Below are 23,023 nucleotides of genomic sequence, written 5' to 3' on the forward strand. Positions count from 1 at the left end.
AGCACACCGAGCAGTCTGTCCTAGCGCCTCAACGCACCAGCACGAGGCGTTGGTGCTGGCCCAATAGCTCGGCCCAGTACACCCCGCCGGGCACCGGGCGGCCCTGCACATCGTCGCCGTTCCAAGGCACTTGGTGGGCGCCAGCTTCGGCTGCCAGCGGCAGCGTTTTCACCAGCTCGCCCTGGCTGTTGCGAATCATCAACGCATAGTGACCGGGCTGATATAGCGCATAGTTGAGCTGAGTGCTGCCCCCAAAGGTGCGGTTGGAGGGTGTCTGCAGTTCTACTACTTCGGGGGTAAGGTCGGCGGCGGGCGTGGTGTCGAGCTGCAGCCCGGGCACCGTTAGCTGCACCGGCTGGGCGCCGAGCGGGAAACGTACCCGCAGCGTGTGCTTGGCTTCTGCATACTGCCAGTCGGTAGCGGGTAAAGTGGCTTGATTCAGCTGGATAGCAGCAGGGGTAGCGGCTACGCGCGGGATGAGCAGCTCCACGGTACGAGTGGTAGGGGCACCGGGGTAGGTGCCGCGCACGGCCACGCGCAGGCTCGTGCCCGTGGTGCTGGTGCTGCCTTCGAAAGCCAGCAGCTGAAACTGCTCCGCTACCTCCCTGGACTTCCCGTCGTCTTCATACATCGTGAAGCTGGATTCCCGCACGCTGGGGTCGGCGTAGTAGCGCACCCGCAGGGTATCGGTGCGGTAGCGGGCGGTGGTGGGCACGTAGGGTGCCAGGGGCAGAATGGCCCCGGCCCGCACCAGCAGCGGAATGCGCGCCAGCGGGGCGTTGCGGCCCACCGTCTGGTTGCCGGGCAGGGTCTGGTGGGTGTCGAAATCCACCCAGGTGCCGGCCGGCAGCAGCACGTTGCGGCGGCGCTGCCCGGGCTGCAACACGGGAGCTACCAGCAGGTTGGAGCCCAGCAGAAACTGGTCATTGACGTTGGTGAACTGAGGCTGGTTGCTGCGCGCAAAGGCCTGCCGCTGCCGAACCAGGCGCCGTTCCCGGCCCCAGGCCGAGGAGGCATCTGTCTGCCAGCTCCAATCCAGCGGGGGAGTGGTTGTGTCGTCGGGCTCCAGCAGGCCCGAGGCTACCAGCTGCGTCTCCCCGAAATTCATTGGCCGGGTAAGCGGAGCCCCGGTCTGGCTGTTTTCCCAGGCCAGGGTGTAGAGGTAGGGCAGCAGCTCGTAGCGCAGGTGCGTGAAGCGGCGCACGGCACTCCGGTAAGGCTCGGGGTACCAATACGGCTCGGGTGGCACCCCGGAGCCGTGGGGGCGCAGCACGGGGCCGAGGCTGGCCAGCTGCAGCCAGCGGGTATACAGCTCGGGGTCGGGGGTGCTGCCGGCAAAGCCGCCCGCGTCGGAGTGCATGTAGCCCACCCCGCCCAGGCCCATGCTCAGCATGATGGGGACCTGCGCCTGCAGCCCGCCCCAGGACCGGCTCACATCCCCCGACCACGGAAACAGGGAGTGGCGCTGCATACCCGCCCAGCCCGAGCGGCCCAGGTTAAACAACCGCTCCTGTGGGTATTGCCGGGCGTAGCCTTCACTCAGGATACCCGCCCAGGCCTGCCCGTAGGCGTTGTGAATCTGACGCGTAGTGCCAGCGTCATACTGCATATCGGTGGGTTGGTTTTCCGGTTCGCCTAGGTCGCTCCACCAGCCGCCCACGCCGTCCTGCTTTAGCCGGTCGTAGTGCTGCCAGAGCCATTGCCGGGCCGCGGGCCGGAACATATCCACCAGCGTAGCCGGCCCCGCCCAAAACGACTCCACCGTGTAGGGCTGCCCATTTTGGTCTCGACCCACTAGCCCCTGGCTGCGCACCAGCTGGTCGTGGCGGGAGGTGCGCATGATGTAGGGCTCGGTGATAAGCACGGTTTTCACCCCGGTCGAATCGAGGCGGTGTAGCAGGCGGCGCGGGTTGGGGAAGTTGGGCTTCACCCACTGGAAGTCGCCCTGTTGGGTGGTGCCCCCAAACCAGTAAAGGTCCAGCACCAGGGCATCCAGTGGAAAATCAGCCTGGCGCATCCGGCGGGCCACCTGGTACATTTCCGGCTCCGACTTATACCCGAAGCGGCTTTGTACCAAACCCAGGGCCCAGCGGGGGGGCAGGGGCTGCCGGCCCGTGAGGGCGGTGTAGCGGCTGAGAATTTCGGCGTAGGAGTCGCCGGTAATGATGTAGTAGGCCAGATTTCGGAGCCCTTCGGCCCGGTATTCCAGGGTGTTCTTTTCCGTGGCGCCCAGGTCCAGGGTGCCGGGGGCGTGGTTGTCGAAAAACAGCATGTAGCCCCGGCTGCTGACAACGGTGGGCAAGCTCACGTTCAGGGTTGGCTCGCCATTCTGGTAGCCGTAGTGGGCCTCGTTGTAAAGGGTGAGTTTGCGCCCGCGCCGGTCCAGGGGCAGGGCGCGGGAGCCGGTGCCATAGAGGTGCTCATCGGGGGAAAGGCGGAAGGAAACCCCCGTGCCACCGGTGGGCGTGAGCTGCTCAAACGCGCCGCCCGCCTCGGCTATCAGGGTTTCTGAGCCACGCTGGTAGCTGACGCGAAGCGGGTTTTTCTGAATGGTGACGGTAGCGTAAGAGGTGCCAAAGCTTTCAGGCAGCGCCCATACTAATGCATTGGCTTCATTGCGCAACGCGCCGCTGTTGGACGAGCCGGTTAGGCGCTGAACGGCCCGTGCCGCCTCGGGGGCAGGTGGCACCGGTGACTGCACTACGCTCACCGACGGAATTTCCTGCACGGGCTGACTCGGCGGAAAATACTCTACCCGCACCACGCCCGTGCGCCAAGGCCGCACGCGCAGCGTAGCGCCATCGGTACTGCGGATGGTGAGAATGTTGTCGAACACCGAGTGGCTTTGGTAGTTGCCCAGGCTGCGTACCGCCACCGCGGCTTCCTTTTGCCCGAACGGGTCCTGGGTGGGTGGGCCGCTGCCTGCCCGCTGGGCCAGGGCCCCCGGCAGTAGCGGGAGCAGCAGAAACGGCAACAACGGCAGGGCACGACGGATACAGGAAAGCATGGGTTGGGGAGCTCGGGTGAAAGGGCAAGATAAGGCTCCGAACTGCCGCTGCCCTAGGGTCAGCCAGAAAAGCTGAGCTCTGGGGCAACAGCCCGCGCCGCGCCGGCGTAAAGCACAGGAAACCTATTCCTCGTACGCTTTCTGCATTTTCCCGCCATATGGACCACGCCCCCAACCACGCCGGCCGCCTCGAAGCCGCCAACAATGCCTTCGGCAATAGCATCAACCACGGCCACCTGAACGGCTCCGAAATCATGGAAGCCCTGGATGCCTGGCAGCATACCAGCTCTGGTGGCCTCAATACCAACGTAGAAGCCCTGCGTAGCCAGCTGCAAAACGGCGACAAGCTGGCCGCCGCGCATACCCTGCAGCTCCTAGGCGAAGAAGCTTCCCGCTCCGCCGCCAACCTGCACGACGGCTTCGGCGACCAGCTCCGCCACCTCGGCCAGCTGCTGGTCACGGCCGCCGGCAACATGAAAATGTCGTAGCCAAACAGCTAACAAACGAAAAGCCGCTCTAGATAAGGGCGGCTTTTCGTTTGTCAGTAGGCCAATGTGGCTCTAAATCAATACCCCTGGGCTGAGTCGTCGCCGCGCGGGTCGGCGCCGCCTTCGAGCTGGCCGTTGGGCAGTACCCGGATGATATCTACCCGGCCCCAGCCCCCGCGCGGGTTCAGCACGTAGCCGCGGGCCCGGAGCGAATCCTGAACGGTGGGTGATAGGGCCCCTTCTTCTACTTCAATCTGGTCGGGGAGCCACTGGTGGTGCAGGCGTGGGGCCGCCACGGCCTGCTGGGCGTTCATCCCATAGTCGAGCACGTGCAGGATGCTTTGCAGTACCGAGGTGATGATGGTGCTGCCGCCCGGCGTGCCCGTCACTAGCACAAGCTTGCCGCTTTTGGTGAGGATGGTCGGCGTCATGGAGGAAAGCATGCGCTTGCCGGGCTGAATGGCGTTGGCCGTGCCGCCCACCAGCCCGTAGGCGTTGGGCGTGCCGGGCTTGCTGCTGAAGTCGTCCATTTCGTTGTTGAGCAGGAAGCCGCTGCCGGCCACTACTACCTTGCTGCCGTAGGCCCCGTTCAGGGTGGTGGTGCAGCTCACGGCATTGCCCTGGGCATCCACAATGCTATAGTGCGTGGTTTGGTCCGACTCATAGCCCGGCAAGCCCGCGCCGGCCGTTACGGCCGTGCTGGGCGTGGCGCGGTAGGACAGGGTAGAAGCCATCCGCTGGCGGTTGTAGCCGGCCTCCAGTAGCTGGGCTACCGGCACGTGGCCAAAGTCGGGGTCGCCAAGGTAGGTAGCGCGGTCGGCGTACACCCGGCGCTGGGCTTCCGTAATCCAATGCGTAGCCTGCAGGGAGTGCCAGCCCGCAGCTTGCAGGTTGTAGGGCTCCAGCATCTGCAGCATCTGCAACAGGGCCACGCCGCCGGAGCTGGGTGGCGGAAACGTGAGCACCTCGTGGCCCCGGTAACGGCCGTGCAGGGGCGTGCGCCACTTGGCGCGGTAGCTAACCAAGTCCTGCCGGGTGATGAGGCCTTTGCCCCGCTGCATTTCGGCCACGATGTGGCTGGCCGTTTCGCCCTCGTAAAACCCGGCCCGGCCCCGGTCACGGATACGGGTGAGGGCCGCCGCCAACTCGGGGTAGTAGATAACTTCTCCGGCCTGCCACTCGCCCTGGGGCTTTACGTAGGCCGGCAAATGGCCGGCGTTGAGTTCCCGGAATGCGGCCTGGTTGCCATTGAGGGCAGCGGCTTCTTTCGGCGTCAGCTTCACGCCCAGCGTGGCCAGGTTGATGGCAGGCTGCACCACGTCCTGCCAGGGGAGGCGGCCCAGCTTCTTGTGCAATTCCACCATGCCGGCTACGGTGCCAGGCACGCCTACGGCCAGGTGGCCGAGCGTGCTGCGGCCCGGTACCACGTTGCCCTGCGCATCAAGGTACATGTCGCGGGAAGCCGCCACGGGGGCCGTTTCGCGAAAGTCCAGCGCGCCTTCCTGCCCATCGGCGGCGCGGTAGAGGAGGAAGCCACCCCCGCCAATGTTGCCGGCCACCGGCAAGGCCACCGCCAGCGCAAACTGTACTGCCACGGCCGCATCGTAGGCATTGCCGCCCTTTCGCAGAATTTCTACGCCGATGCGGGAAGCCTCGGGGTGGGCCGAAACCACCATGGCCTTACCGGTAACTACAGGCGCCGCAGCCGCCACGGGTACAGCTGGCGGTGGGGTGGGAGCAGAGGTGGGAGCAGAGGTGGTAGCGGGGGGCGCGGTAGTGCAGGCCAGCAAGGAAGCCAGCAGCAGGGGCAGGGCGTGTCGTTTCATGGTAAGCGAAGATACAGGCCCGGCTGCGAACCAGTATCAACGTCACAGACGCCAGATGCCTTGGGTAGCGGCCTGCCTTGGGTCGGTCGGTGAAGGTCGGCAGTAGCCTTTGGAGATATAAAGCGCAGAAACTCCTCATAATTCGCCGGGCCTCGTAGCTTTGGGCCAAACCCTTACTGCTATGTCGCTCAATTCAACCACCGCCGCTTCCGAAACGCCGCACCTGACGCTCGTCGAAAACGACCCCTGGCTGGCCCCCTATGAACCGGTGCTGCTGGCGCGACAGGAACGCCTGCAGGCCCGCCTGGCCGAAATCAAGCAGCAGTACGGCTCCCTTAGCAAGTTCGCATCGGCCCACCAGCAGCTCGGCCTCAACTACGATGCGCGGCGCCGGGGCCACTGGTACCGCGAGTGGGCTCCGGCCGCCGAGGCCCTGTCTTTGGTAGGCGACTTTAACCAGTGGGACCGGAGCGCCACGCCTCTGCAGCGGCGCGCCGATGGAGTGTGGGAAACCTTCCTGGCCGATAAAGACTACGCGGGCCGCCTCACCCACGGCAGCCGCTACAAAGTACACGTGCGCACCAGCCAGAGCGGCAAAGACCGCCTGCCGGCCACCCTGCGCCGGGCCGTGCAGGACGAGGAAACCAAGGACTTTGCCGCCCAGGTGTGGCGGGCCGAGCCCTTCGCCTGGACCGACCAGAAGTTTCGCATTCCCAATGTGGTGCGGGAGCCGTTCATTTATGAGTGCCACGTGGGCATGGCCACGGAGGAAGGTCGCCTGGGCTCGTACCGCGAGTTTGCCGAAACCATCTTGCCGCGCGTGCAGGCCCTGGGCTACAACTGCGTGCAGCTGATGGCCGTAATGGAGCACCCTTACTACGGCTCTTTCGGCTACCACGTAGCCAACTTCTTTGCGGCTTCTTCCCGTTTCGGCACGCCCGAGGACCTGAAATTCCTCATTAACGAAGCCCACAACCGGGGCTTGGCCGTGCTGCTGGACGTGGTGCACTCCCACGCAGTGAAAAACGAAGCCGAAGGTCTGGCGGACTTTGACGGCTCGGGCGGGCAGTATTTCCACGAAGGCAGCCGCGGCAATCATCCTGGCTGGGACTCTAAGCTGTTCAACTACGGCCGGCCCGAGGTGCAGCAGTTCCTGCTCAGCAACCTGCGCTACTGGCTGGAGGAGTTTCACTTCGACGGCTTCCGCTTCGATGGCGTGACCAGCATGCTCTACCAGCACCACGGCGAGGGCGTAGCCTTTGGGCACTACGACCAGTACTTCGGCCCCGATGCCGACGAGGACGCTATTCTCTATCTGCAGTTGGCCGCCACGCTGGTGCGCGAGCTAAAGCGCAGCGCCCTGCTCATTGCTGAGGATATGAGCGGCCTGCCCGGCCTGTGCCGCCCGGTAGCCGAAGGTGGCGTGGGCTTCGACTACCGCCTGGGCATGGGCATCCCCGATTACTGGATCAAGCTGCTCAAACACACCCGCGACGAGGACTGGAACCTGCGCGACCTGTGGTGGACCCTCACCAACCGCCGCGCCGGCGAGAAAACCGTGGCCTACGCCGAAAGCCACGACCAGGCCCTGGTAGGCGACAAAACCCTGGCCCACTGGCTGATGGATGCGTCCATCTACACCCACATGCACAAAGATGACCCCGACCCCGTTGTGGCCCGGGGCATGGCCCTGCACAAGCTGATCCGGCTCAGCACCCTGGCGTTGGGAGGAGAGGCCTACCTCAACTTCATCGGCAACGAGTTTGGCCACCCCGAGTGGGTGGATTTCCCGCGGGCCGGCAACAACTGGAGCCACCACTACGCCCGCCGCCAGTGGAGCCTGGCCGACAACCCCGACCTGAAGTACCAGTACCTGCAGGCCTTCGACAAGGCTATGGTCACCACGGCCCGCACCCAGCGCCTGCTGGCTGCCGCTCCGGCCCAGGAGCTGAACATCGATGCCACCAATCAAGTCATGATTTTTGAGCGGGGTGGGCTGGTATTCGTCTTCAGCTTCCACGTAGACCGCAGCGTGCCCGACTACCGCTTCTTTGTGCCCACCGCTGGCCGTTACCGCATCATCCTCAACTCCGACGATGCGGCGTTTGGCGGCTTCCAGCGCGTAGACAATAGCTACGTGTACGAGACCTTCCAGGAAGACGGCGTAAACAAGCTGAGCTTGTATGTGACCAACCGCACGGTGCTGGTACTCCAGCGACTACCCTAGGCGCTTTTTCAAAATCAAGGCGCGGGCACTGTGGCACATCAAGGATGTGCCACAGTGCCCGCGCCTTGATTTTGAAAAAGCGTTGCTTACGGCTTGCGGCCCGCGGCTATGCGCTCCACGGCATCGGATATGCGGCGCAGGCGGGTTTCGTACTTTTTGGAGCGCTCAATACCCTGCACAAACTCTTTCCGGTGGGTAAAGGAAAGCTCGTCGAAGCGCTGGCGCAGGCCGGCACGGGAGAGGGCTGCGGCCAGGTCATCGGGCACTTCCACGCTCCGCTCCTCGGTGTCGCGGGAAAGGGTTACGTGCACCGACTGCGTCCAGGTTTTGCCGATGGCGTTGCGGATCTGCTTTTGTACGAGCAGCGCGTGCGCGCCGTCGCCGAGGGGAGTGAGGCTGCCCCGGTAGGGAAACCCATCGATGGTGGCATTTACCGGGAGCGGGCCGCGTACCCCGTACGTATCGGGCACGCTGAATGGGATGAGAACGTAGACGCCGCCGCTTTCACCATCCAGTTCCAGCTCAGCATCAAAAGTGTGTTCGGGGGTCATAAGCAAAAAATCAGGTCGCGGAACCAGCCAGCTCAGTCAGGGCCGCCTGCACAATCCGGGCTACTTCGGTAGCGTCGGCCGGGTCTGGCTGCACGCGCATACGGCGCAAAGGTAGTTTATAGATGGCCCGCACGCGGTGGCAGAGTTCTTCGGAATTCACCAGCACAACATCGGCGCGGCGCAGGGCCAGGCGCTCCAGGGCCTGGATCCAGCCCCAGTCGTCGGCCGAAGCGCGGTCCTGAGCCAGGGAGTGCAATTGTAACACCAGGGGGCGGCCCGTACGCTGCCGGATTTCCAGCGCCGCCAGCCAGGTAGGCCAGTCGGTAGCGTAGATAATCTCAAACTGCTTGCCGGCCGCCAGCGGGGTAGCAAACCGCGCGTACTGAATCACCCGGAAGTTCAGGTCGCCGGGGGCGCCGGCCTCGTTGCGCAGAATAGCCAGGGCGTCGTCGGTGGAGGCACGCTCGGCCGCAGCGGCCAGCTTGGGCCCCAGGCTGATTTCCTCGGTTGTTTCCGGAATGTTTTCCGGGGTGGCTTCTGGGGCTTGGTCCAATGTTAAATTATCCTCGGCCTGGCTGAGCGCCGCGGCTTCGGCCGCGCTGGGCTCCGCCCCCTCAATTTCGAAGGCATCGGGCAGCAGCAACGCAGGAACCGTTACGTCCGTCGCCGTTTCTGCCTCCGCTGGCTGAACTGGGGCCGGCAGCGGGGCCGCCTGCTCATCCAGCCCGGGGCCGGCGTCCTGGCTGGAGCCGGTGTAGGGTGCAGCGGGGGCATTCCAGGCCGTGCGGCCGGGGGTGGCCTGGCGCATGGCCGCCACTGCGGCCTGTACTTCGGCGGCCGTCAGGTTGCCCAGGCTGGTTACGTTGGCCGAAGCCGGGAAGGGGGCCGCCTCGGCCGACAGGTGGGGCATGAGTACGGTAACGTCGGTCTGGGGGACCAAGGCCTGGGCAAGCGCCTGGGGAGTGGGAGCCTCCGCATCCGGAAGCGGCTCATCCCAGCCCAACAGTAAGACTTTCAAATTCGGGGTTCCCATGGCTGGAACGGTGAAAATAGACGAAAGAAAAACCCCAACGGAGGAGCTTGTCGCGTGCTTTACGCAAGCTACGGCGAATGTTAGCGAAAAATCCTCTTAATCGTTTTTACCTTGCACGATAAAGTTGGCCGCTCTAGGCCCGCTCCGACCTTTTTTCTGTTTCGCACCTTTCCGCAATGGCTGATAATATCCAGGATAACAACTACATGATCAACGACCTGGCGGCGCGGAAGCAGGAGCACTTCCCCGGCCGGGTTATTTCTTGCCAAAGCACCGATTCAGGCTTCCTGTTCCGCTGCGACAATGGCGTGCAGCTCGCTCTGTATGTAGTTACCGACAAAATTCTGCGCTTCCGCTACGCCGCCGATGGGGGCTTTGCCCCCGACTTCAGCTACGCCATTCCGGCCGAGCAGGCCCGCCGGGAGCTGGAGTTCCTGGAATTCAAGGAAAAGCCCGACCATTTCCGCATCACCACCGAGCGGCTGATCTGCACCATCAGCAAGGAAAACGCCGGGGTGCGCATCCTGGACCGCTCGGGTACGCTGCTTTCCGCCGACGAAAAGGGCTTCCACTGGGAGTACGAGTACGAAACCGGCAACGACATCGTGAAGATGAGCAAGCAGGTGCAAAGCGGCGTGCACTACTACGGTCTCGGTGACAAGCCCGACAACATGAACCTGCGCGGCAAGCGCTACAGCAACTGGGGCACCGACACGTACGGCTACGTGAAGGGCTCCGACCCGCTCTACAAGAACATTCCGTTTTACCTGGAACTGCACCAGAAGATTGCCCACGGCATCTTCTTCGACAACACCTTTAAGTCGTACTTCGACTTTGCCGCCGAGCGCGCCGACGTGACCAGCTTCTGGGCCATGGGCGGGGAAATGAACTACTACTTCATCTACGGCCCCACGCTGCTCGAAGTCACCCAGGAGTACACCCGCCTCACGGGCACGCCCGAGCTGCCCCCGCTCTGGGCCCTGGGCTACCACCAGTGCAAGTGGAGCTACTTCCCCGAGAGCAACGTAAAGCAGATAACCCAGGGCTTCCGCGACCGGCAAATTCCCTGCGACGCCATCTACCTCGACATCGACTACATGGACGGCTTCCGGTGCTTTACCTGGAGCCCCCAGCACTTTCCTGAGCCCCAGCGCATGGTGCGGGAGCTGGCCGAGGACGGCTTCAAGACCATTGTTATCATCGACCCCGGCATCAAGATTGACCCTGACTACTCGGTGTACACCGAGGCGCTGGAAAAGGACTACTTCTGCCGCCGCGGCGACGGGCCCCTGATGAAAGGCTCCGTGTGGCCCGGTCTCTGCAACTTCCCCGACTTCACCCGCCCCGACGTGCGTGAGTGGTGGGCCGGCCTGTTTAAGGGCCTCATCCAGGAAACCGGCGTGAAGGGCGTGTGGAACGACATGAACGAGCCCGCCGTGTTCGAGAAAGGCACCTTCCCCGACGACGTGCGCTTCGACTACGACGGGCAGCCCGCTACCCACAAAAAGGCCCACAACATCTATGGGATGCAGATGGCCCGCGCCACCAACGACGGCGTGAAGCGCTTTGCCTATCCCAACCGGCCTTTCACCATCACGCGCAGCACCTACAGCGGCGGGCAGCGCTACTCCTCCGGCTGGACCGGCGACAACATTGCCTCCTGGGAGCACCTTTGGCTGGCCAACATCCAGTGCCAGCGCCTGAGCATCTCGGGCTTCAGCTTTATCGGCTCCGACATTGGCGGCTTTATCGATACGCCCGACGGGGAGCTGTACGTGCGCTGGGTAGCGCTGGGCGCCTTTCACCCGTTCTTCCGCACCCACAGCTCCGGCGACCACGGCGACCAGGAGCCCTGGTCGTTCGGGGAGCAGTACATGGAGCTGGCTAAGTCCTTTATTGAGCTGCGCTACCGCCTGCTGCCCTACATGTACACCACTTTTTGGCAGTACGTCACGGAAGGCACGCCCATGTTGCGCCCCCTGGCTTTCCTCGACCAGACCGACACCGATACCTACCTGCGCATGGCCGAGTTCAGCCTCGGCGACCATCTGCTGGTGTGCCCCATCACTCAGGCCGGGGCCGATGGCCGCTGGATGTACCTGCCGCGCGGGGAGTGGTTCTACTACTGGACCGACGAGCCCAAGACCGGGGGCGCCGAAGTGTGGGCCAGCGCCGGCCTCGACCGGATTCCGCTGTTTGTGCGCGCCGGGGCCGTGGTACCCATGTACCCCGTGATGCAGTATGTGGGCGAGCAAGTAGTGGAGCAGCTCACCCTGCACGTGTACTACACAGAAGGCGAAGAGCAGAGCGTACTCTACGACGACGGGGGCGAAGGCTACGGCTACGAGCAGGGCCAGCGCACCACCCGCCGCTTCCGCGTCGTCGGCTCCGCCCAGGGGCTAACGGTACAGCAGGAAATCGAAGGCGACTACCAGCCTACGTACACCACCTACCGCGTGGTGCTGCACGGCCTGCCCTCCGCCGTCGATACGCTTGTGGTAGATGGGCAGACTGCCGAAGCTACTCCCGCCACCCTCGAAACCGGCCTGACGCTGCCGCAGGTGGTGATACCGGCTGGGTTTGGGGAGCTGAAGGTAGGCTAGCGGTACGTGCGGCAGGCCGGGGCAAGCCAAACCTACCGGTAGGCCCACAACCTTTCGCCACAACATGCAAAGAAAAGGCCCACAACACTCCGTTGTGGGCCTTTTCTTTGATTGCCTGAACAGCGCTTCTGCCGGGTGCGTGTCTGCAAGGGGAAGAAGCTGTAGGCTGATGTTGGGCGTGGAGCTAACGTTTATGTCTTCATTAACAGGATTTTGGATGAATAATGGAGGATGCAATGGCTAGTGTGCGGGCTGTGTTATACATTACAGGATCGGATCCTTTTACCAATTTTTAGTCACTTATGAAGCACCTATTACTCTTTTCCTGTCTGATTGCCGCACTAGCGGCCGCCAGCCCCAGCCACGCACAGCAACTGTCGCGGAATGAATTGGTCAACAAGCTTTTTCGCCGGGAGGCACGGCATCCTGACCGCCAAGCCAGCCAGCGGGGCACGCAGAAAGCCACCCGCCACCAGCGAACGGCATCAGTAAGCCTGCCGGGGCGGGCTATTCGTCACTATTGGGACGAAGAGGACCGTGCCTGGGTATCCGGACAAATCACCAGCTATACCTACAACGCCCAGGGCCTAGTGACGCAGGAAGTTTACACCGATTCGGCCACCAACGCCATTAACGGACGCTACCAGGTCACTTACAACTCCCGGGGCGACGAGACAGAAAGCAGCTACCAGGGTTGGGATGGTACGGCCTACATCAATAGCTCCCGCTCGCAGACAACATACGACGCCCAGGGAAACGAAACGCTCTACACGTACCAGCAGTGGGTAGATGGCGCCTGGGAAACTAACGGCAGCTACCGAACTACCAACACGTACAACCCCGCTGGCCTGCTCACCAGCCAGGTGTTCGAAGACTTCGACCTGGAAACCAACGCCTGGCTGCCCGATAGCCGACAGACCTACTCGTTCAGCGCCGCCAACCAGTGGACGGACCTGCTTTTTGAGGACTGGGACGATGAGTTGAAGAAATACGTGAACGACGAGCGGATCCGCAACATTGCCTGGCATAACTGGGAGGATCTTAGCCCTTCTTACTACGAACAGCAGACCTGGGATGCCATGTCTGGGACCTGGCAAGGCGACGAGCGTTACACGCTCACGTATGAGCCCAACGGCAGCACAACGGTGGTGCACCAGGTGATGACGGCCCCCAACGTATGGGTGAATGAGGGCCGCTACATCAACACCAACGATGATTACGGAAACCCCACGCTGGAACAGGAAGATGAGTGGATAGACAACAGCTGGCAAATTGTAGACTCCTACCGCTACCTGCTCGCTTACACAGCCACCAACCAGCTGCGCCGCAAGCTAACCCAGGAGTATAACCCCGAGCAAGAGCGCTACGAGAACTACTCCGTGGAAACCTATGCCAATTTCGTTGCGCTGGCCGCCCGCCGCGCTACGGGCCTGGAAGCAGCTACCTCTTTGTATCCCAACCCTACCAGCGGCTACATGACCGTTGCAGTGGCCGGGCTGCGGGAGCAGGCAAGCGTAGCAGTCACCATCACCAACGCCCTGGGCCAGGTGCTGCGCACCATTGTACTGCCTGTGCAGCAGGGCCGCATCAGCCAGCAAATAAGCCTCGCGGACCTGCCTGCTGGCCTGTACCTGCTACAGTTGCACACCCGCGAGGGCCTGGTAGTCAAGCGTGTAGTAAAGCACTAGCGCAACACGGATACTGGTGCCTATCTGCCCGCCTGCCCGGCCCGGGCTATCAGAAGATGTTTGAGCAACGCCCCGCCAGCCTGCGCTGGTGGGGCGTTGTTTTTACAATGGTCTTATACCTGCGCCCGCAGGTACTGATATACCTCCTCGTTGGCCAGCAAGGTGCCGTGGTGCTGCTGGGCGAAGGTTCGGGTGCTCACGTAGATGTCCAGGGGTAGGGCGGGGTCGCCGAAGACGGTGCCGCGGGCACTACCGGTGCCCACCAATCCGTCGCCGAAGTAGTCGGCCAGGGCCGAGCCCACGGATTTCAGCACGGAGGCCACCAGCACGTGGTAGTGTACGCCGGGCAGGGGCGGCACTACCGTGCGCGGGGGCAGCAGGTCGTCGGCGTGCGGGCTGAGCCAGTCCTCGTCGACCAGCCGGGCGTGGCGCAGGTCCTTGATGCCGTTGCTGCGCCTATCGAGCAGGCCACTGATAAAGCGCGTGGGCCGCAGGTTGATTTTGCGCAGGATGGTGGACGTGAGGTGGCTGTTCTGCTCCAGAAACGACCCGTCGTTGGGCACGCCCAGCAGAAAAACCGACTTCAGCCGCTGGGACCAATTTTCAGTTTCGGGTTTTGGGTTTCGGGTTTCGGGTTGGGGAAGCGCGCTGGCTGCATTCCTCATTCCTGACTCCTCATTCTTCATTGCAGCGAAGTAACCGGCCGAGCGGACAACCAGCCCGCCCATGCTGTGGCCCACCAGCACCAGCTCCCGGGTAGCCTCGGGGTAGGTGGCCACCAGCTCCGCAAGCAAGTGGTGCAGAGCGCGGCCGTTTTCGGAAATGTGCAGACCGGTGTTGTAGCGCACGTAGAGGCAGTGTACCGGCTGCTCCTGCTGCAGGCGCGGGCCGTAGCGCACGGCTGGCTCGGGCCCGGTTTGCCAGATGTACTCGTCGCCCATCAGGCCGTGCAGGAACACCACCGTTTTATGGCGCTCCGCGGAAAGGCGCAAGTCAGCCACGGCTACGTCAGCATCGTGGCGGCGGAAGCTCAGGCGGATGGCGCGCGGGTCGTGGCGGGCGGCCAGCTGGTCGCCAAAGGCACCGTTGAGCACCGGCAGGGTGAAGTGCTTATTTTCCTGGCCCGTGCGGTACAGGTAGCCCAGCCCATCGAAGGGCAGGCGGGCGGCCCGGCTGACGGCCTGCGCCGCGCGTCGCAGGCGCGAGGGACGTTTATCAGGCTGCGGAGCATCGTCGTTGGTGGGCGAAGTAGTGGTCATGGAAATGGGACGGAAAATGAACCAGCAGCATTCAGCCCGCTGAGGGGTAGTAGTTTACGGAAAGCAAAGCGCCTAACCTAGAGCCTTAGTTCGAAGGCGAATGAGACGAAGGCTTCGACCGGCTGAAGCTAAGCACCAAGCCCACGAAAATCCCCGTCAACATACCGCCGATGTGGGCGGCGTTGTCGGTGTTGGCGCCTTCGAGGCCCCCCACCAGGCTGCCCAGGGCAAAATACAGCAGGAGCCCAATAATGCCGCCCCGGTCTTCGCGGGTGACGGGCAGGGCGCGGGTCAGGAGCAACGCCAGCAGCAGGCCATACAACCCAAAAATAGCCCCCGAAGCTCCCACTGAGTTAATGCCTCGGGTGTGCCACCACAAACTAGTCAGGCTGCCACCCAGGCCACTCACCAGGTACGCCAGCCCCCAGCGCCCCGAGCCCACTTTGCCTTCGGCCAGCAAACCCAGTAGCAGGAGGGCACCCAGGTTCAGCAGCAGATGCGCCGGGCCGGCGTGCACAAACAGGCAGGAAAGCAGGCGCCAGGGCTGGGTGGGCACCAGGGGCGAAAAGTTCGACCCCCAGGCGGCCAGCTCGGCGCCCCGAGGCTCCCAAACGTTTACGCCGCTGGCGGCCATCAGCAGAAACACCGCCAGGTTGGCCACTAGCAGAATGGGCGTGACGAAATAGCCCGGGCGCGGCCGTAATACGCCCGCCGCCACCTGGCCCAGCAGATGCGCCCAGGATTCCGTCGGCTCGTCGGCCGCTGGTTGCGGGGCGCGGCGGGGGGAGGGCAGCTCGTCGGGAATCAGCTCCCGGCGCTGCAGCTCGCGCACGGCGCCTTGGCCTAGCTCCGGGGGGTAGCGGTGCGCGTGCTGGGCCAGGTACAGCAGTTCGGCGTCGGTTTTCTGCGCCAGCACCTCGGCCAGGGAAGGCGGGTCGGGAGGGAGGTCAGCCATGGCCTGATAACCTGCGCGTGCGCCAGATGTTGGCTACCCGCCCAACTGGCCGCCTTCGATAGTGGCCTCCTGGCCCTGCAGCTCGGCCAGCAGGTTGGGCACTGGTTGCAGGGTGGCCTGTAGCTCCTTGCCGCCCAGGGGCAGGCCCTGGCTGTAGCGGCCCTTCAGCAGAATAAGGGCCTCCATGCGGCGGTGGGCAATATCGCGCATCAGCGCCAGCCGCTCCGTCATCACGGGGCGCAGCTTGTGGTTGTACACCAGCACGCTGGTGAGGCGGTGCCACTCCTGGTCGATAAGCTCGGCCTGCCCGGTCAGGGTGGAGTCGGCCGCTACCTGGGGCAGGTGCTCGAGGAAGTACGCAGTCTGATGCTCGGCGGTCCAGAAGCGGCGGGCCAGCAGCAAGTATTTGCGGGTGGCGGTGGTGTCGCGCCGCTCCTGGTTGGGCAGCTGCCGTTTCAGCGTTTTCAGGTCAGACTCTACTTCCGCCGTAAAAGCCGGTATCTGATGGGTTTCCACCGATACCAGCACCGGCGGTCCGGATGACTCGGCCGCGGGGGTGGGGGCAGGTGCGTTGCCGCGGGCCGCCCACCACAAGCCGCCGGCTACGGCCAGGGTGGCCACACCGCCCAGCACTAGGCGGGGCCAGCTGTACACTGCGTCGGGCTCATCCTCCCAGCCATCGAGGGGCAGCATTGGTTCGGCGGGGCCTTCGGGGGCGGGCAGCTGTCCGCGCCGCTGCAGCTCGCGGCGGGCCGAGTCGACCAGGCTCTGGTGGTACAGGGAAGGGTTGCGGGCCAGGAACAAAAGCTCCTCCGTGGTTTTTTGGGCAGTGAAATCGGCTCCCGGATTGGTAGGCGCTGACATGATACGAGCAGGCGTGAATAGGCGGAAAGAATAGCTGAGCAAGATACGCAAAAGCCTGAGCCGGCCAACCGTCGGCCGGGCCGGCCGTATAGCTGTTAAGGTTCTGTTTCACTACTGACTTTTCCTGTTATGGCCGATTCGCAACACCCCACCGGTCCCCTCGACTCGGAAACCGAGAACGAAGAGCGGGCCCGCAACTTTCAGCCCGAAGGCCGCCAGGCTGCCGGCAGCCACGACACTGGCCTCAACGCCGATGACAACTCCGGCAGCGGCGGCACCGAGGGCGGCAAGCCCATCCAGGGCAAAAACGTCAGCCCCGAGGCCGAAGGCCCCATCGGGGGAGGGACGGCCAGCAGCGGCACCGGCGTATCGGGTGGCGCAACCGGCCAGGTAACCCTCTAACCTTTCTTTCCACTTTCCCTAACGATTCCCACCATGAGCCAACAACAGCAGCCCTCCGACCACGACAAGCACCAGAGCCCCGAGGCCGCGCAGAACCCGCAAGCCAGCACCGGCGGCGTAATTCCCGGCCCCGATCAGGACCAGAACGCCGCCGGCAACCCCGAAGCTACCACCAGCACCCAGGAAAACATGGGCGACGGAGACGGCATCCGCGGCGGCTACGGCAACGCCGAGCAAACCAACGGCATGGAAGGGGGCGAGGAGCCCAAACCCCACAACGACCTCACCCGTGGCGGCGTAGGCGACTAAGGTCCCATCTCTCCGAGCAACGTCCGCATAGCAATCCGAAGCCAGTATCTTCGGGTCGCTATGCGGACGTTTTTTCTTTACAGGAGGTTGGTAATCTTGCTTTGGGGCATGATGTGTTCGGCTGCAGCGGCCCGGGCCCAGCCTGGTAACCCCCTGCGCCGCCTGCTGCGGCAGGATACGGCCGCGGCCGTGCGCACCGTGCTCCAGGCCCCGGCCCAGCATCGGGTGCAGGTGTACTACACCCGAGTACGCCGCGACCGGCGCGGCAGGCCTCATTTCCGCACTTTCACCTTCCGGGGGCGCCCCGGGGAATACATCTACCCGGCCAGCACGGTGAAGCTGGCCGCCGCCGCCCTCACGCTGGAAGCCCTACGCCTGGGCCAGCGGCCCCTGGGAGGCATGAAGCGGGTGCCCTTAGGGGGGCCGGGCCGCGAAACCCCACTGCAGATTGACTCGGCCTTTGCCGGTCAAACGCGAGTGGTGGCCGATAGTACTGCGCCGGGCGGGCGGCCTACGCTCGGGCACTACATCCGGAAAGTGCTGCTGGTGAGTGACAATGACGCCTACAACCGCCTCTATGAGTTTTTGGGGCAGCAGTACCTGAACGCGGCACTGCAGCCCCGCACATCCCGCCGGACGCGCCTGGTTCACCGGCTTTCCGTGGGCGACCAGGAGCCGGGCTCCCGCCACGCCAACCCCTTCACGTTTTTTGTGGACAGCGCCGGCACCGAGGTAAGCCAGCGGCGCCCGGCCCTGGTAAACAAGGACCCGCTGCCCCCGCTGCGGGCGCGCCACCAGCAGGTGGGCACGGGATATTACCAGGGCGACACGCTGGTGCGCCGGCCCTTTGATTTTGGCGCTAAAAATGCCTTCCCGGTCCGTGACCAGCAGCATCTGCTCAAGAGCCTGCTGTATCCGGCCGCTGTGCCGCCCGCCCGCCGCTTTGGCCTGATGCCCGACGACTACGCCTTCCTGCGCAAGTACCTGCACCTGCTGCCCCGCCAAAGTCAGTGGCCCCGCTACGACTCGGCCGCGTACCCGGATAACTACGCCAAGTTTTTGCTGGTGGGCGGGCCCCCGGCTGCCTTGCCCCCCGGCGTGCGCATCTACAACAAAATCGGGCAGGCCTACGGGTTTCTGCTCGATAATGCCTGCATCGTCGATACGATAAGCGGCGTAGAGTTTCTGCTGGCCGCCGTGGTGTACGTCAACCACGACGAAGTGCTCAACGATGACCACTACGACTATGATACCCTGGGTTTTCCCTTTTTGCGCCGGTTGGGTCAGTTGGTGTATGCCCATGAGCTTACCCGCACCTCCCCGCGCCGTCGCCGCCACGTCAGCGCGTACTGGCATCCCCGCTACGAACAGGCCCGACCATGAGTATTCCCCGCGAAGCGCCTGCCGATGATTACGGCCTAGTAGTGCTGCGCAGCCCCGCCCGCTACCGCGAGCTGGTGCGCGCCCACCCCGAGCAAGCTTTGCTCAGCCTGCCCGCCGTGGTGCCCGGTCTGCGCCTGGACATCCGGTATGCTACCCCGCACAATCTGCTGGGGCGCCCGCTCTACCCACAACCGGCCGCCTACCTGCGCCAGCCGGCCGCCGAAGCCCTGGGCCAGGTGCAGCAGGCCCTGCGCCGGCAGGACGTAGGCCTGGTAGTCTATGATGCTTACCGGCCTTATTCGGCCACGGTGGCTCTTTACCAAGCGGTGCAGGATGAGCACTACGCGGCCCCGCCCTGGCGCGGTTCCCGCCACAACCGGGGCTGCGCCGTGGATGTCGGGCTGGTGAAGCTGAGCACCGGCCAGCCTCTGCCCATGCCCACCGATTTCGACGCGCTGAGCCCGGCCGCGCATACCAGCTTCGAGCCCGTGTCTTCCTTGGTACGCCGGCACCGGACCCTGCTGCTGACTACCATGCAGGCCCACGGCTTTCAGAACTACCCCGGCGAGTGGTGGCACTACGACTACGCCCGCTGGGGCGAGTTTGGACTGCTGGACTTGCCCTTCTCGGCGTTATAACCAGGCTGCCGCGGCCTTACCCCGAAAGAAACCCCGGTGCTTCTGGCCTGGGCTGCGTAATTTCGGGGCTGATTTCTCGTTTCTGGTGCTGATGTTTCGATTTTTTGCTGCGGGTAGGGCTGTTGTTGGGGGTTTGGTTATCATGCTGCTGTCGGCCTGCGGGGCCCCGGCCGTAGCCCAGGACGCCGTGCCGCCCAAGCGCGAGCTGCGCGGCATCTGGATAGCCACCGTAGAGAACATCGACTGGCCCAGCTCCCGCACCCTCACGCCCGAACAGCAGCGCCGCGAGTACCGCCGCATGCTGGATAAAGGCCAGCAGGCCGGCATCAACGCCGTGTTTGTGCAGGTGCGCCCCGCCTCCGACGCCTTTTACCAGAGCGAGCTGGAACCCTGGAGCAAGTGGCTGACGGGCCAGCAAGGCCGGGCGCCTTCACCCGCCTACGACCCGCTGCCCTTTCTCATCGAAGAAGCCCACGAGCGGGGCATGGAGTTTCACGCCTGGTTTAACCCCTACCGGGCCTCCCTCGACTCGGTGACGCGGCGGCTGGCTCCCAACCACCAGTTTAAGCAGCACCCCGAATGGTTTATTCGCTACGCCGGCAAGCTCCTTTACAACCCCGGCCTGCCTGAAGTGCGCGCCTACATCACCCAGGTGATTCTGGACGTGGTGCGCCGCTACGACGTGGACGGTATTCACTTCGACGACTACTTCTACCCGTACCCCGAGCCGGGCCAGAAAATCCACGACGAGGATGCCTACGCCCGCTACAACCCCCAAAACCTGGCGTTGGCCGACTGGCGGCGCCAGAACGTCAACCTGCTGATTGAGAGCCTGCACGACTCTATCCGGCACACCAAGCGCTGGGTGAAGTTTGGTATCTCCCCATTTGGGGTCTGGATGAACAAGTCGGCCCACCCGGAGGGCTCCGACACCCGCGCCGGCCAGCCCAGCTACGCCAATCTTTATGCCGATACCCGTCTTTGGCTGCAGCAGGGCTGGATTGACTACGTAGTGCCCCAATTGTACTGGAGCTCCAACTTCAAGCTGGTGCCCTACGCCACTATCCTTGACTGGTGGGCCCGCAACCACTTCGACCGCCACCTCTACATTGGGCACGGCATGTACCGCATGCTGGAAAATACCCGCGGCGACACCACCTGGCGCAACCCCCGCGAGCTGCCCCGGCAGATCCGGATGAACCGTGCGTACCCCACCGACGTGAGTGGCAGCTTGTTTTTCTCGGCCCGCTCGCTCATGGCTAACCCCCTGCACACCACCGATTCCCTGCGCCTGAACCTGTTCCGCTACCCGGCCCTGGTGCCGGCCATGCCCTGGATGGATGCCGTGCCGCCCCGGTCCGCGCAGAACGTGCTTATCACCCGCGCCGGTGGCCCCGTGAGGCTGAGCTGGCAGGCTGGCCCGCCCGCCGCCGACGGGGACGAGGCCCGCTACTTTGTGGTGTACCGCTTTGCCGAAGGCGAAACGCCCGGCCCCGACGACCCGCGCCACATTGTAGCCCTGGTGCGCCACCGCGCCGGGCAAGTGCAGCAGCTGCAGGATACGGCCGCCCGCGCCGGGCAGGAGTATGCCTACTACATCACGGCTGTAGACCGGCTGCACAACGAAAGCCGCCCAGCCCGCGTGACCACCCTGAGTCCGCAGCCCGAGGCTATAACGCAGGAGCCGCCTACGGCCACGCCGCCCCTGCCCGAGACGCTGCCGGAGAAGCCCATAGCCACTGCCGCCCGCCCGGCCCGCCCGCTGCCCGGCAATCAGGCTGGCCCTACCAAAGTCAAGGTGAAGGAAAAGCCGAAAAAGCGGGGCTTCTTCGGGCGGCTGTTTGGGAAATAAGCGGGCTAAAAGCTATAAATACCACCGTTTAGCTAGCTTAGTGCGGTCTGGGTAGCAAGTGCTGCCCGCCCGCTTCGCTATGAACGGTACTACCCAAGCTGCCTTCCAGACTACCGGTACCGAGCCGCTGGTAGAGGCTTCCTCCGCCCGCTTGCTTTCCCTGGACGTGTTCCGGGGCCTGACGGTGCTGACGATGCTGCTCGTAAACCACCCCGGCGACTGGGGCCACATCTACGAGCCGCTGGAGCATGCCAAGTGGAACGGCTGCACGGTGGCCGACCTGGTGTTTCCGTTTTTCCTGTTCATTGTGGGCGTGTCGGCGGTTTATGCTCTGGACCGCAGCCGGCAGGAGCCGGAGCGGCGCCGGGCGGCAGTGGTTGGGGTATGGCGCCGGGCTGGCCTGCTGATTGCGGTGGGCATTCTGGTGACGCTGCTGCCTTATTTCGAGTTCAGCACCGTACGGCTGCCGGGCGTGCTGCAGCGCATTGGGCTGGTGTTTGGAATATGCGGCACCCTGTTCCTGTATACTTCGCGCCGGCAGCAGCTCTGGCTAGTGGCCGCGCTGCTGATTGGCTATAACGTGCTGATGCAGCTGGTGCCCGTGCCCGGCCACGGCCCGGCCAACCTGGAGCCCGAAACCAACCTCGGCGCCTGGCTCGACCGGCTCGTCTTCACCGAAAACCACCTCTGGCAGTACAGCCGCACCTGGGACCCCGAAGGCCTGCTGGGCACCCTGCCCGCTGTGGGCACTGGGCTGCTGGGCGTGCTGGCCGGGCAGTGGCTGCGCCGCAAGGATGTGGAGCCGGCCGCCAAGGTAGCCTGGTTGTTTGTGGATGCGGTGCTGCTCACGGCCCTGGGCCTGCTCTGGAACCTGTGGTTTCCCATCAACAAGGCGCTGTGGACCAGCTCCTTCGTGCTGTTTGTGGGCGGGCTGGCGCTGGCCCTGCTGGCCACGCTCTACTGGCTCTGCGACGTGCAGGGCTGGCGGCGTGGGCTGGCGTGGGCGCAAGTAGCGGGCGTAAATGCCTTGCTCGTGTTTGTGGGCTCCACGCTGGTAGCGCGTACTTTCAATATTTGGACGGTAGCTGGGCCCGGTGGTAGCCCGGTATCTATGAAGGACTGGCTGTATGGGCAGTTTTTCGTGCCATACTTCAGTTCACCCTACGTGGCCTCGCTGGCCGGTGCGGTGGTGTGCGCGCTTATCTGGTACGGGGTGCTCTGGCTCTTATACCAGCGGCGCATTGTAGTGAAGCTGTAGCCGACGGACGCATCCGGGTTATTTTTCGGACCTTCGAGGCTGATACCTTCGTTCACGCCCATCGTTGTTTTATGGCTTCGTTTGATTTTTCGGCTGCTCTTCGGGGCGGCGTATTGGTAGTTGCTACGCTGTTGCTCACGGCCCCGGCCATACAGGCCCAGAATACTACCGCGGCCCCGGCTGCGCCCGCAACGGCGGCCCCCGTATCGGCGAGCCAGCGCAAGGCGGCCGAAAGCCTGCTGGAAGTGATGCAGTCCGAGAAAACCACCAATCAGGCCATCGACCAGATGCTGACCCTGCAGGTGGAGCAAAACCCCAACCTTAAGAAAGTAGAGCCCGAGATGCGCGCCTTCATGGCCAAGTACATGAGCTGGGCCTCACTCAAGGATGAGATGGTGCAGCTCTACGCCCGCGAGTTCACGGAGAAAGAGCTCAAGGAACTTACCAAGTTCTACCAGTCGAGTACCGGGCAGAAGTATGTGAGCAAGCAGAATTTGCTGCTCCAGGCGGGCATGCAGCTGGGCCAGCGCCGGGTGCAGGAAAACCTGCCGGAGCTCCAGCGCATGATCGAGGAGAAGATGAAAGCGCAGGAGTAACAGCACAGCTGCATAAGGCCGTCAGGCCTAGCAAAAACCGAATGTCATGCTGAGCCTGTGGAAGCATCTCTACTGAACTATTTC

At 63.9% G+C, this 23,023-nt stretch carries 18 protein-coding genes; 11 read left to right on the forward strand and 7 right to left on the reverse strand.

Annotation, left to right across the window (positions count from 1 at the left end; translation table 11 throughout):
- Positions 1–28: 28 nt before the first annotated feature.
- The gene (locus FY528_RS00785; protein ID WP_149069081.1) at positions 29–3,007 is read right to left on the reverse strand and encodes a TIM-barrel domain-containing protein; all 2,979 of its coding nucleotides are present in this window, start codon (positions 3,005–3,007) and stop codon (positions 29–31) included.
- 158 nt (positions 3,008–3,165) lie between these two features.
- Here FY528_RS00785 and FY528_RS00790 point away from each other — a divergent pair, with 158 nt between their 5' ends.
- A complete protein-coding gene (locus FY528_RS00790) occupies positions 3,166–3,495 on the forward strand; it encodes a hypothetical protein (RefSeq protein ID WP_149069082.1) in 330 nt (109 codons plus the stop codon).
- A 77-nt stretch (positions 3,496–3,572) separates the two neighbouring features.
- On the opposite strand, the gene ggt is transcribed toward FY528_RS00790, so the two are convergent.
- Positions 3,573–5,321 (reverse strand): gamma-glutamyltransferase, encoded by a 1,749-nt coding sequence (gene ggt / locus FY528_RS00795; RefSeq protein ID WP_149069083.1) that lies wholly within the window; start codon positions 5,319–5,321, stop codon positions 3,573–3,575.
- A gap of 181 nt (positions 5,322–5,502) precedes the next feature.
- On the opposite strand from ggt, the gene FY528_RS00800 reads away from it, so the two are divergent.
- Positions 5,503–7,548: an alpha amylase C-terminal domain-containing protein gene (locus FY528_RS00800; RefSeq protein ID WP_149069084.1), complete on the forward strand. Its 2,046-nt coding sequence runs from the start codon at positions 5,503–5,505 to the stop codon at positions 7,546–7,548.
- An 86-nt stretch (positions 7,549–7,634) separates the two neighbouring features.
- On the opposite strand, the gene FY528_RS00805 is transcribed toward FY528_RS00800, so the two are convergent.
- The gene (locus FY528_RS00805) at positions 7,635–8,099 is read right to left on the reverse strand and encodes a YdeI/OmpD-associated family protein (RefSeq protein ID WP_149069085.1); all 465 of its coding nucleotides are present in this window, start codon (positions 8,097–8,099) and stop codon (positions 7,635–7,637) included.
- A 10-nt stretch (positions 8,100–8,109) separates the two neighbouring features.
- Complete coding sequence (locus FY528_RS00810) at positions 8,110–9,117, reverse strand: glycosyltransferase family 4 protein (RefSeq protein ID WP_222931771.1); 1,008 nt, start codon at positions 9,115–9,117, stop codon at positions 8,110–8,112.
- Positions 9,118–9,308: 191 nt separating this feature from the next.
- On the opposite strand from FY528_RS00810, the gene FY528_RS00815 reads away from it, so the two are divergent.
- Positions 9,309–11,735, forward strand: coding sequence for a glycoside hydrolase family 31 protein (locus FY528_RS00815; RefSeq protein WP_232066353.1), 2,427 nt, complete (start codon positions 9,309–9,311; stop codon positions 11,733–11,735).
- 302 nt (positions 11,736–12,037) lie between these two features.
- Entirely contained in the window at positions 12,038–13,423 is a 1,386-nt protein-coding gene (locus FY528_RS00820) for a T9SS type A sorting domain-containing protein (protein ID WP_149069087.1), read from the forward strand.
- A 113-nt stretch (positions 13,424–13,536) separates the two neighbouring features.
- Here FY528_RS00820 and FY528_RS00825 read toward each other — a convergent pair whose 3' ends face one another.
- The 3 genes from FY528_RS00825 to FY528_RS00835 all read right to left on the reverse strand — a co-directional run bounded on the left by FY528_RS00825 (position 13,537) and on the right by FY528_RS00835 (position 16,501).
- Positions 13,537–14,682, reverse strand: a complete 1,146-nt coding sequence (locus FY528_RS00825) for an esterase/lipase family protein (RefSeq protein WP_149069088.1) — start codon at positions 14,680–14,682, stop codon at positions 13,537–13,539.
- Between the two features lie 85 nt (positions 14,683–14,767).
- A complete protein-coding gene (locus tag FY528_RS00830) occupies positions 14,768–15,637 on the reverse strand; it encodes a rhomboid family intramembrane serine protease (RefSeq protein WP_149069089.1) in 870 nt (289 codons plus the stop codon).
- Positions 15,638–15,670: 33 nt separating this feature from the next.
- Complete coding sequence (locus tag FY528_RS00835) at positions 15,671–16,501, reverse strand: hypothetical protein (protein WP_149069090.1); 831 nt, start codon at positions 16,499–16,501, stop codon at positions 15,671–15,673.
- A 129-nt stretch (positions 16,502–16,630) separates the two neighbouring features.
- Here FY528_RS00835 and FY528_RS00840 point away from each other — a divergent pair, with 129 nt between their 5' ends.
- From FY528_RS00840 to FY528_RS00870, 7 genes are all read left to right on the forward strand, one after another.
- Entirely contained in the window at positions 16,631–16,903 is a 273-nt protein-coding gene (locus tag FY528_RS00840) for a hypothetical protein (RefSeq protein WP_149069091.1), read from the forward strand.
- 33 nt (positions 16,904–16,936) lie between these two features.
- Positions 16,937–17,212 carry a hypothetical protein gene (locus tag FY528_RS00845; protein WP_149069092.1) on the forward strand — a complete coding sequence of 92 codons (276 nt, stop codon included), beginning with the start codon at positions 16,937–16,939 and terminating at the stop codon, positions 17,210–17,212.
- Positions 17,213–17,320: 108 nt separating this feature from the next.
- A complete protein-coding gene (locus tag FY528_RS00850; RefSeq protein ID WP_187631937.1) occupies positions 17,321–18,595 on the forward strand; it encodes a serine hydrolase in 1,275 nt (424 codons plus the stop codon).
- Positions 18,592–19,233, forward strand: coding sequence for a M15 family metallopeptidase (locus FY528_RS00855; protein WP_149069094.1), 642 nt, complete (start codon positions 18,592–18,594; stop codon positions 19,231–19,233). The genes FY528_RS00850 and FY528_RS00855 overlap by 4 nt, the downstream gene beginning before the upstream one ends.
- 91 nt (positions 19,234–19,324) lie before the next feature.
- Positions 19,325–21,085 carry a glycoside hydrolase family 10-like protein gene (locus FY528_RS00860; RefSeq protein ID WP_149069095.1) on the forward strand — a complete coding sequence of 587 codons (1,761 nt, stop codon included), beginning with the start codon at positions 19,325–19,327 and terminating at the stop codon, positions 21,083–21,085.
- A 79-nt stretch (positions 21,086–21,164) separates the two neighbouring features.
- Complete coding sequence (locus tag FY528_RS00865; RefSeq protein ID WP_149069096.1) at positions 21,165–22,343, forward strand: acyltransferase family protein; 1,179 nt, start codon at positions 21,165–21,167, stop codon at positions 22,341–22,343.
- Positions 22,344–22,414: 71 nt separating this feature from the next.
- Positions 22,415–22,939, forward strand: a complete 525-nt coding sequence (locus tag FY528_RS00870; RefSeq protein ID WP_149069097.1) for a DUF2059 domain-containing protein — start codon at positions 22,415–22,417, stop codon at positions 22,937–22,939.
- The last annotated feature ends 84 nt before the right edge of the window (positions 22,940–23,023 follow it).

Source organism: Hymenobacter lutimineralis, from assembly GCF_008271285.1.
GTDB classification, from domain to species: domain Bacteria; phylum Bacteroidota; class Bacteroidia; order Cytophagales; family Hymenobacteraceae; genus Hymenobacter; species Hymenobacter lutimineralis.

What these genes read in the sequence shown, in the direction of transcription:
- FY528_RS00785 (WP_149069081.1), bottom strand. Translation starts at nt 3,007, where the DNA reads ATGCTTTCCTGTATCCGTCGTGCCCTGCCGTTGTTGCCGTTTCTGCTG.
- FY528_RS00790 (WP_149069082.1), top strand. Translation starts at nt 3,166, where the DNA reads ATGGACCACGCCCCCAACCACGCCGGCCGCCTCGAAGCCGCCAACAAT.
- ggt (WP_149069083.1), bottom strand. Translation starts at nt 5,321, where the DNA reads ATGAAACGACACGCCCTGCCCCTGCTGCTGGCTTCCTTGCTGGCCTGC.
- FY528_RS00800 (WP_149069084.1), top strand. Translation starts at nt 5,503, where the DNA reads ATGTCGCTCAATTCAACCACCGCCGCTTCCGAAACGCCGCACCTGACG.
- FY528_RS00805 (WP_149069085.1), bottom strand. Translation starts at nt 8,099, where the DNA reads ATGACCCCCGAACACACTTTTGATGCTGAGCTGGAACTGGATGGTGAA.
- FY528_RS00815 (WP_232066353.1), top strand. Translation starts at nt 9,309, where the DNA reads ATGGCTGATAATATCCAGGATAACAACTACATGATCAACGACCTGGCG.
- FY528_RS00820 (WP_149069087.1), top strand. Translation starts at nt 12,038, where the DNA reads ATGAAGCACCTATTACTCTTTTCCTGTCTGATTGCCGCACTAGCGGCC.
- FY528_RS00825 (WP_149069088.1), bottom strand. Translation starts at nt 14,682, where the DNA reads ATGACCACTACTTCGCCCACCAACGACGATGCTCCGCAGCCTGATAAA.
- FY528_RS00830 (WP_149069089.1), bottom strand. Translation starts at nt 15,637, where the DNA reads ATGGCTGACCTCCCTCCCGACCCGCCTTCCCTGGCCGAGGTGCTGGCG.
- FY528_RS00835 (WP_149069090.1), bottom strand. Translation starts at nt 16,501, where the DNA reads ATGTCAGCGCCTACCAATCCGGGAGCCGATTTCACTGCCCAAAAAACC.
- FY528_RS00840 (WP_149069091.1), top strand. Translation starts at nt 16,631, where the DNA reads ATGGCCGATTCGCAACACCCCACCGGTCCCCTCGACTCGGAAACCGAG.
- FY528_RS00845 (WP_149069092.1), top strand. Translation starts at nt 16,937, where the DNA reads ATGAGCCAACAACAGCAGCCCTCCGACCACGACAAGCACCAGAGCCCC.
- FY528_RS00850 (WP_187631937.1), top strand. Translation starts at nt 17,321, where the DNA reads ATGATGTGTTCGGCTGCAGCGGCCCGGGCCCAGCCTGGTAACCCCCTG.
- FY528_RS00855 (WP_149069094.1), top strand. Translation starts at nt 18,592, where the DNA reads ATGAGTATTCCCCGCGAAGCGCCTGCCGATGATTACGGCCTAGTAGTG.
- FY528_RS00860 (WP_149069095.1), top strand. Translation starts at nt 19,325, where the DNA reads ATGTTTCGATTTTTTGCTGCGGGTAGGGCTGTTGTTGGGGGTTTGGTT.
- FY528_RS00865 (WP_149069096.1), top strand. Translation starts at nt 21,165, where the DNA reads ATGAACGGTACTACCCAAGCTGCCTTCCAGACTACCGGTACCGAGCCG.
- FY528_RS00870 (WP_149069097.1), top strand. Translation starts at nt 22,415, where the DNA reads ATGGCTTCGTTTGATTTTTCGGCTGCTCTTCGGGGCGGCGTATTGGTA.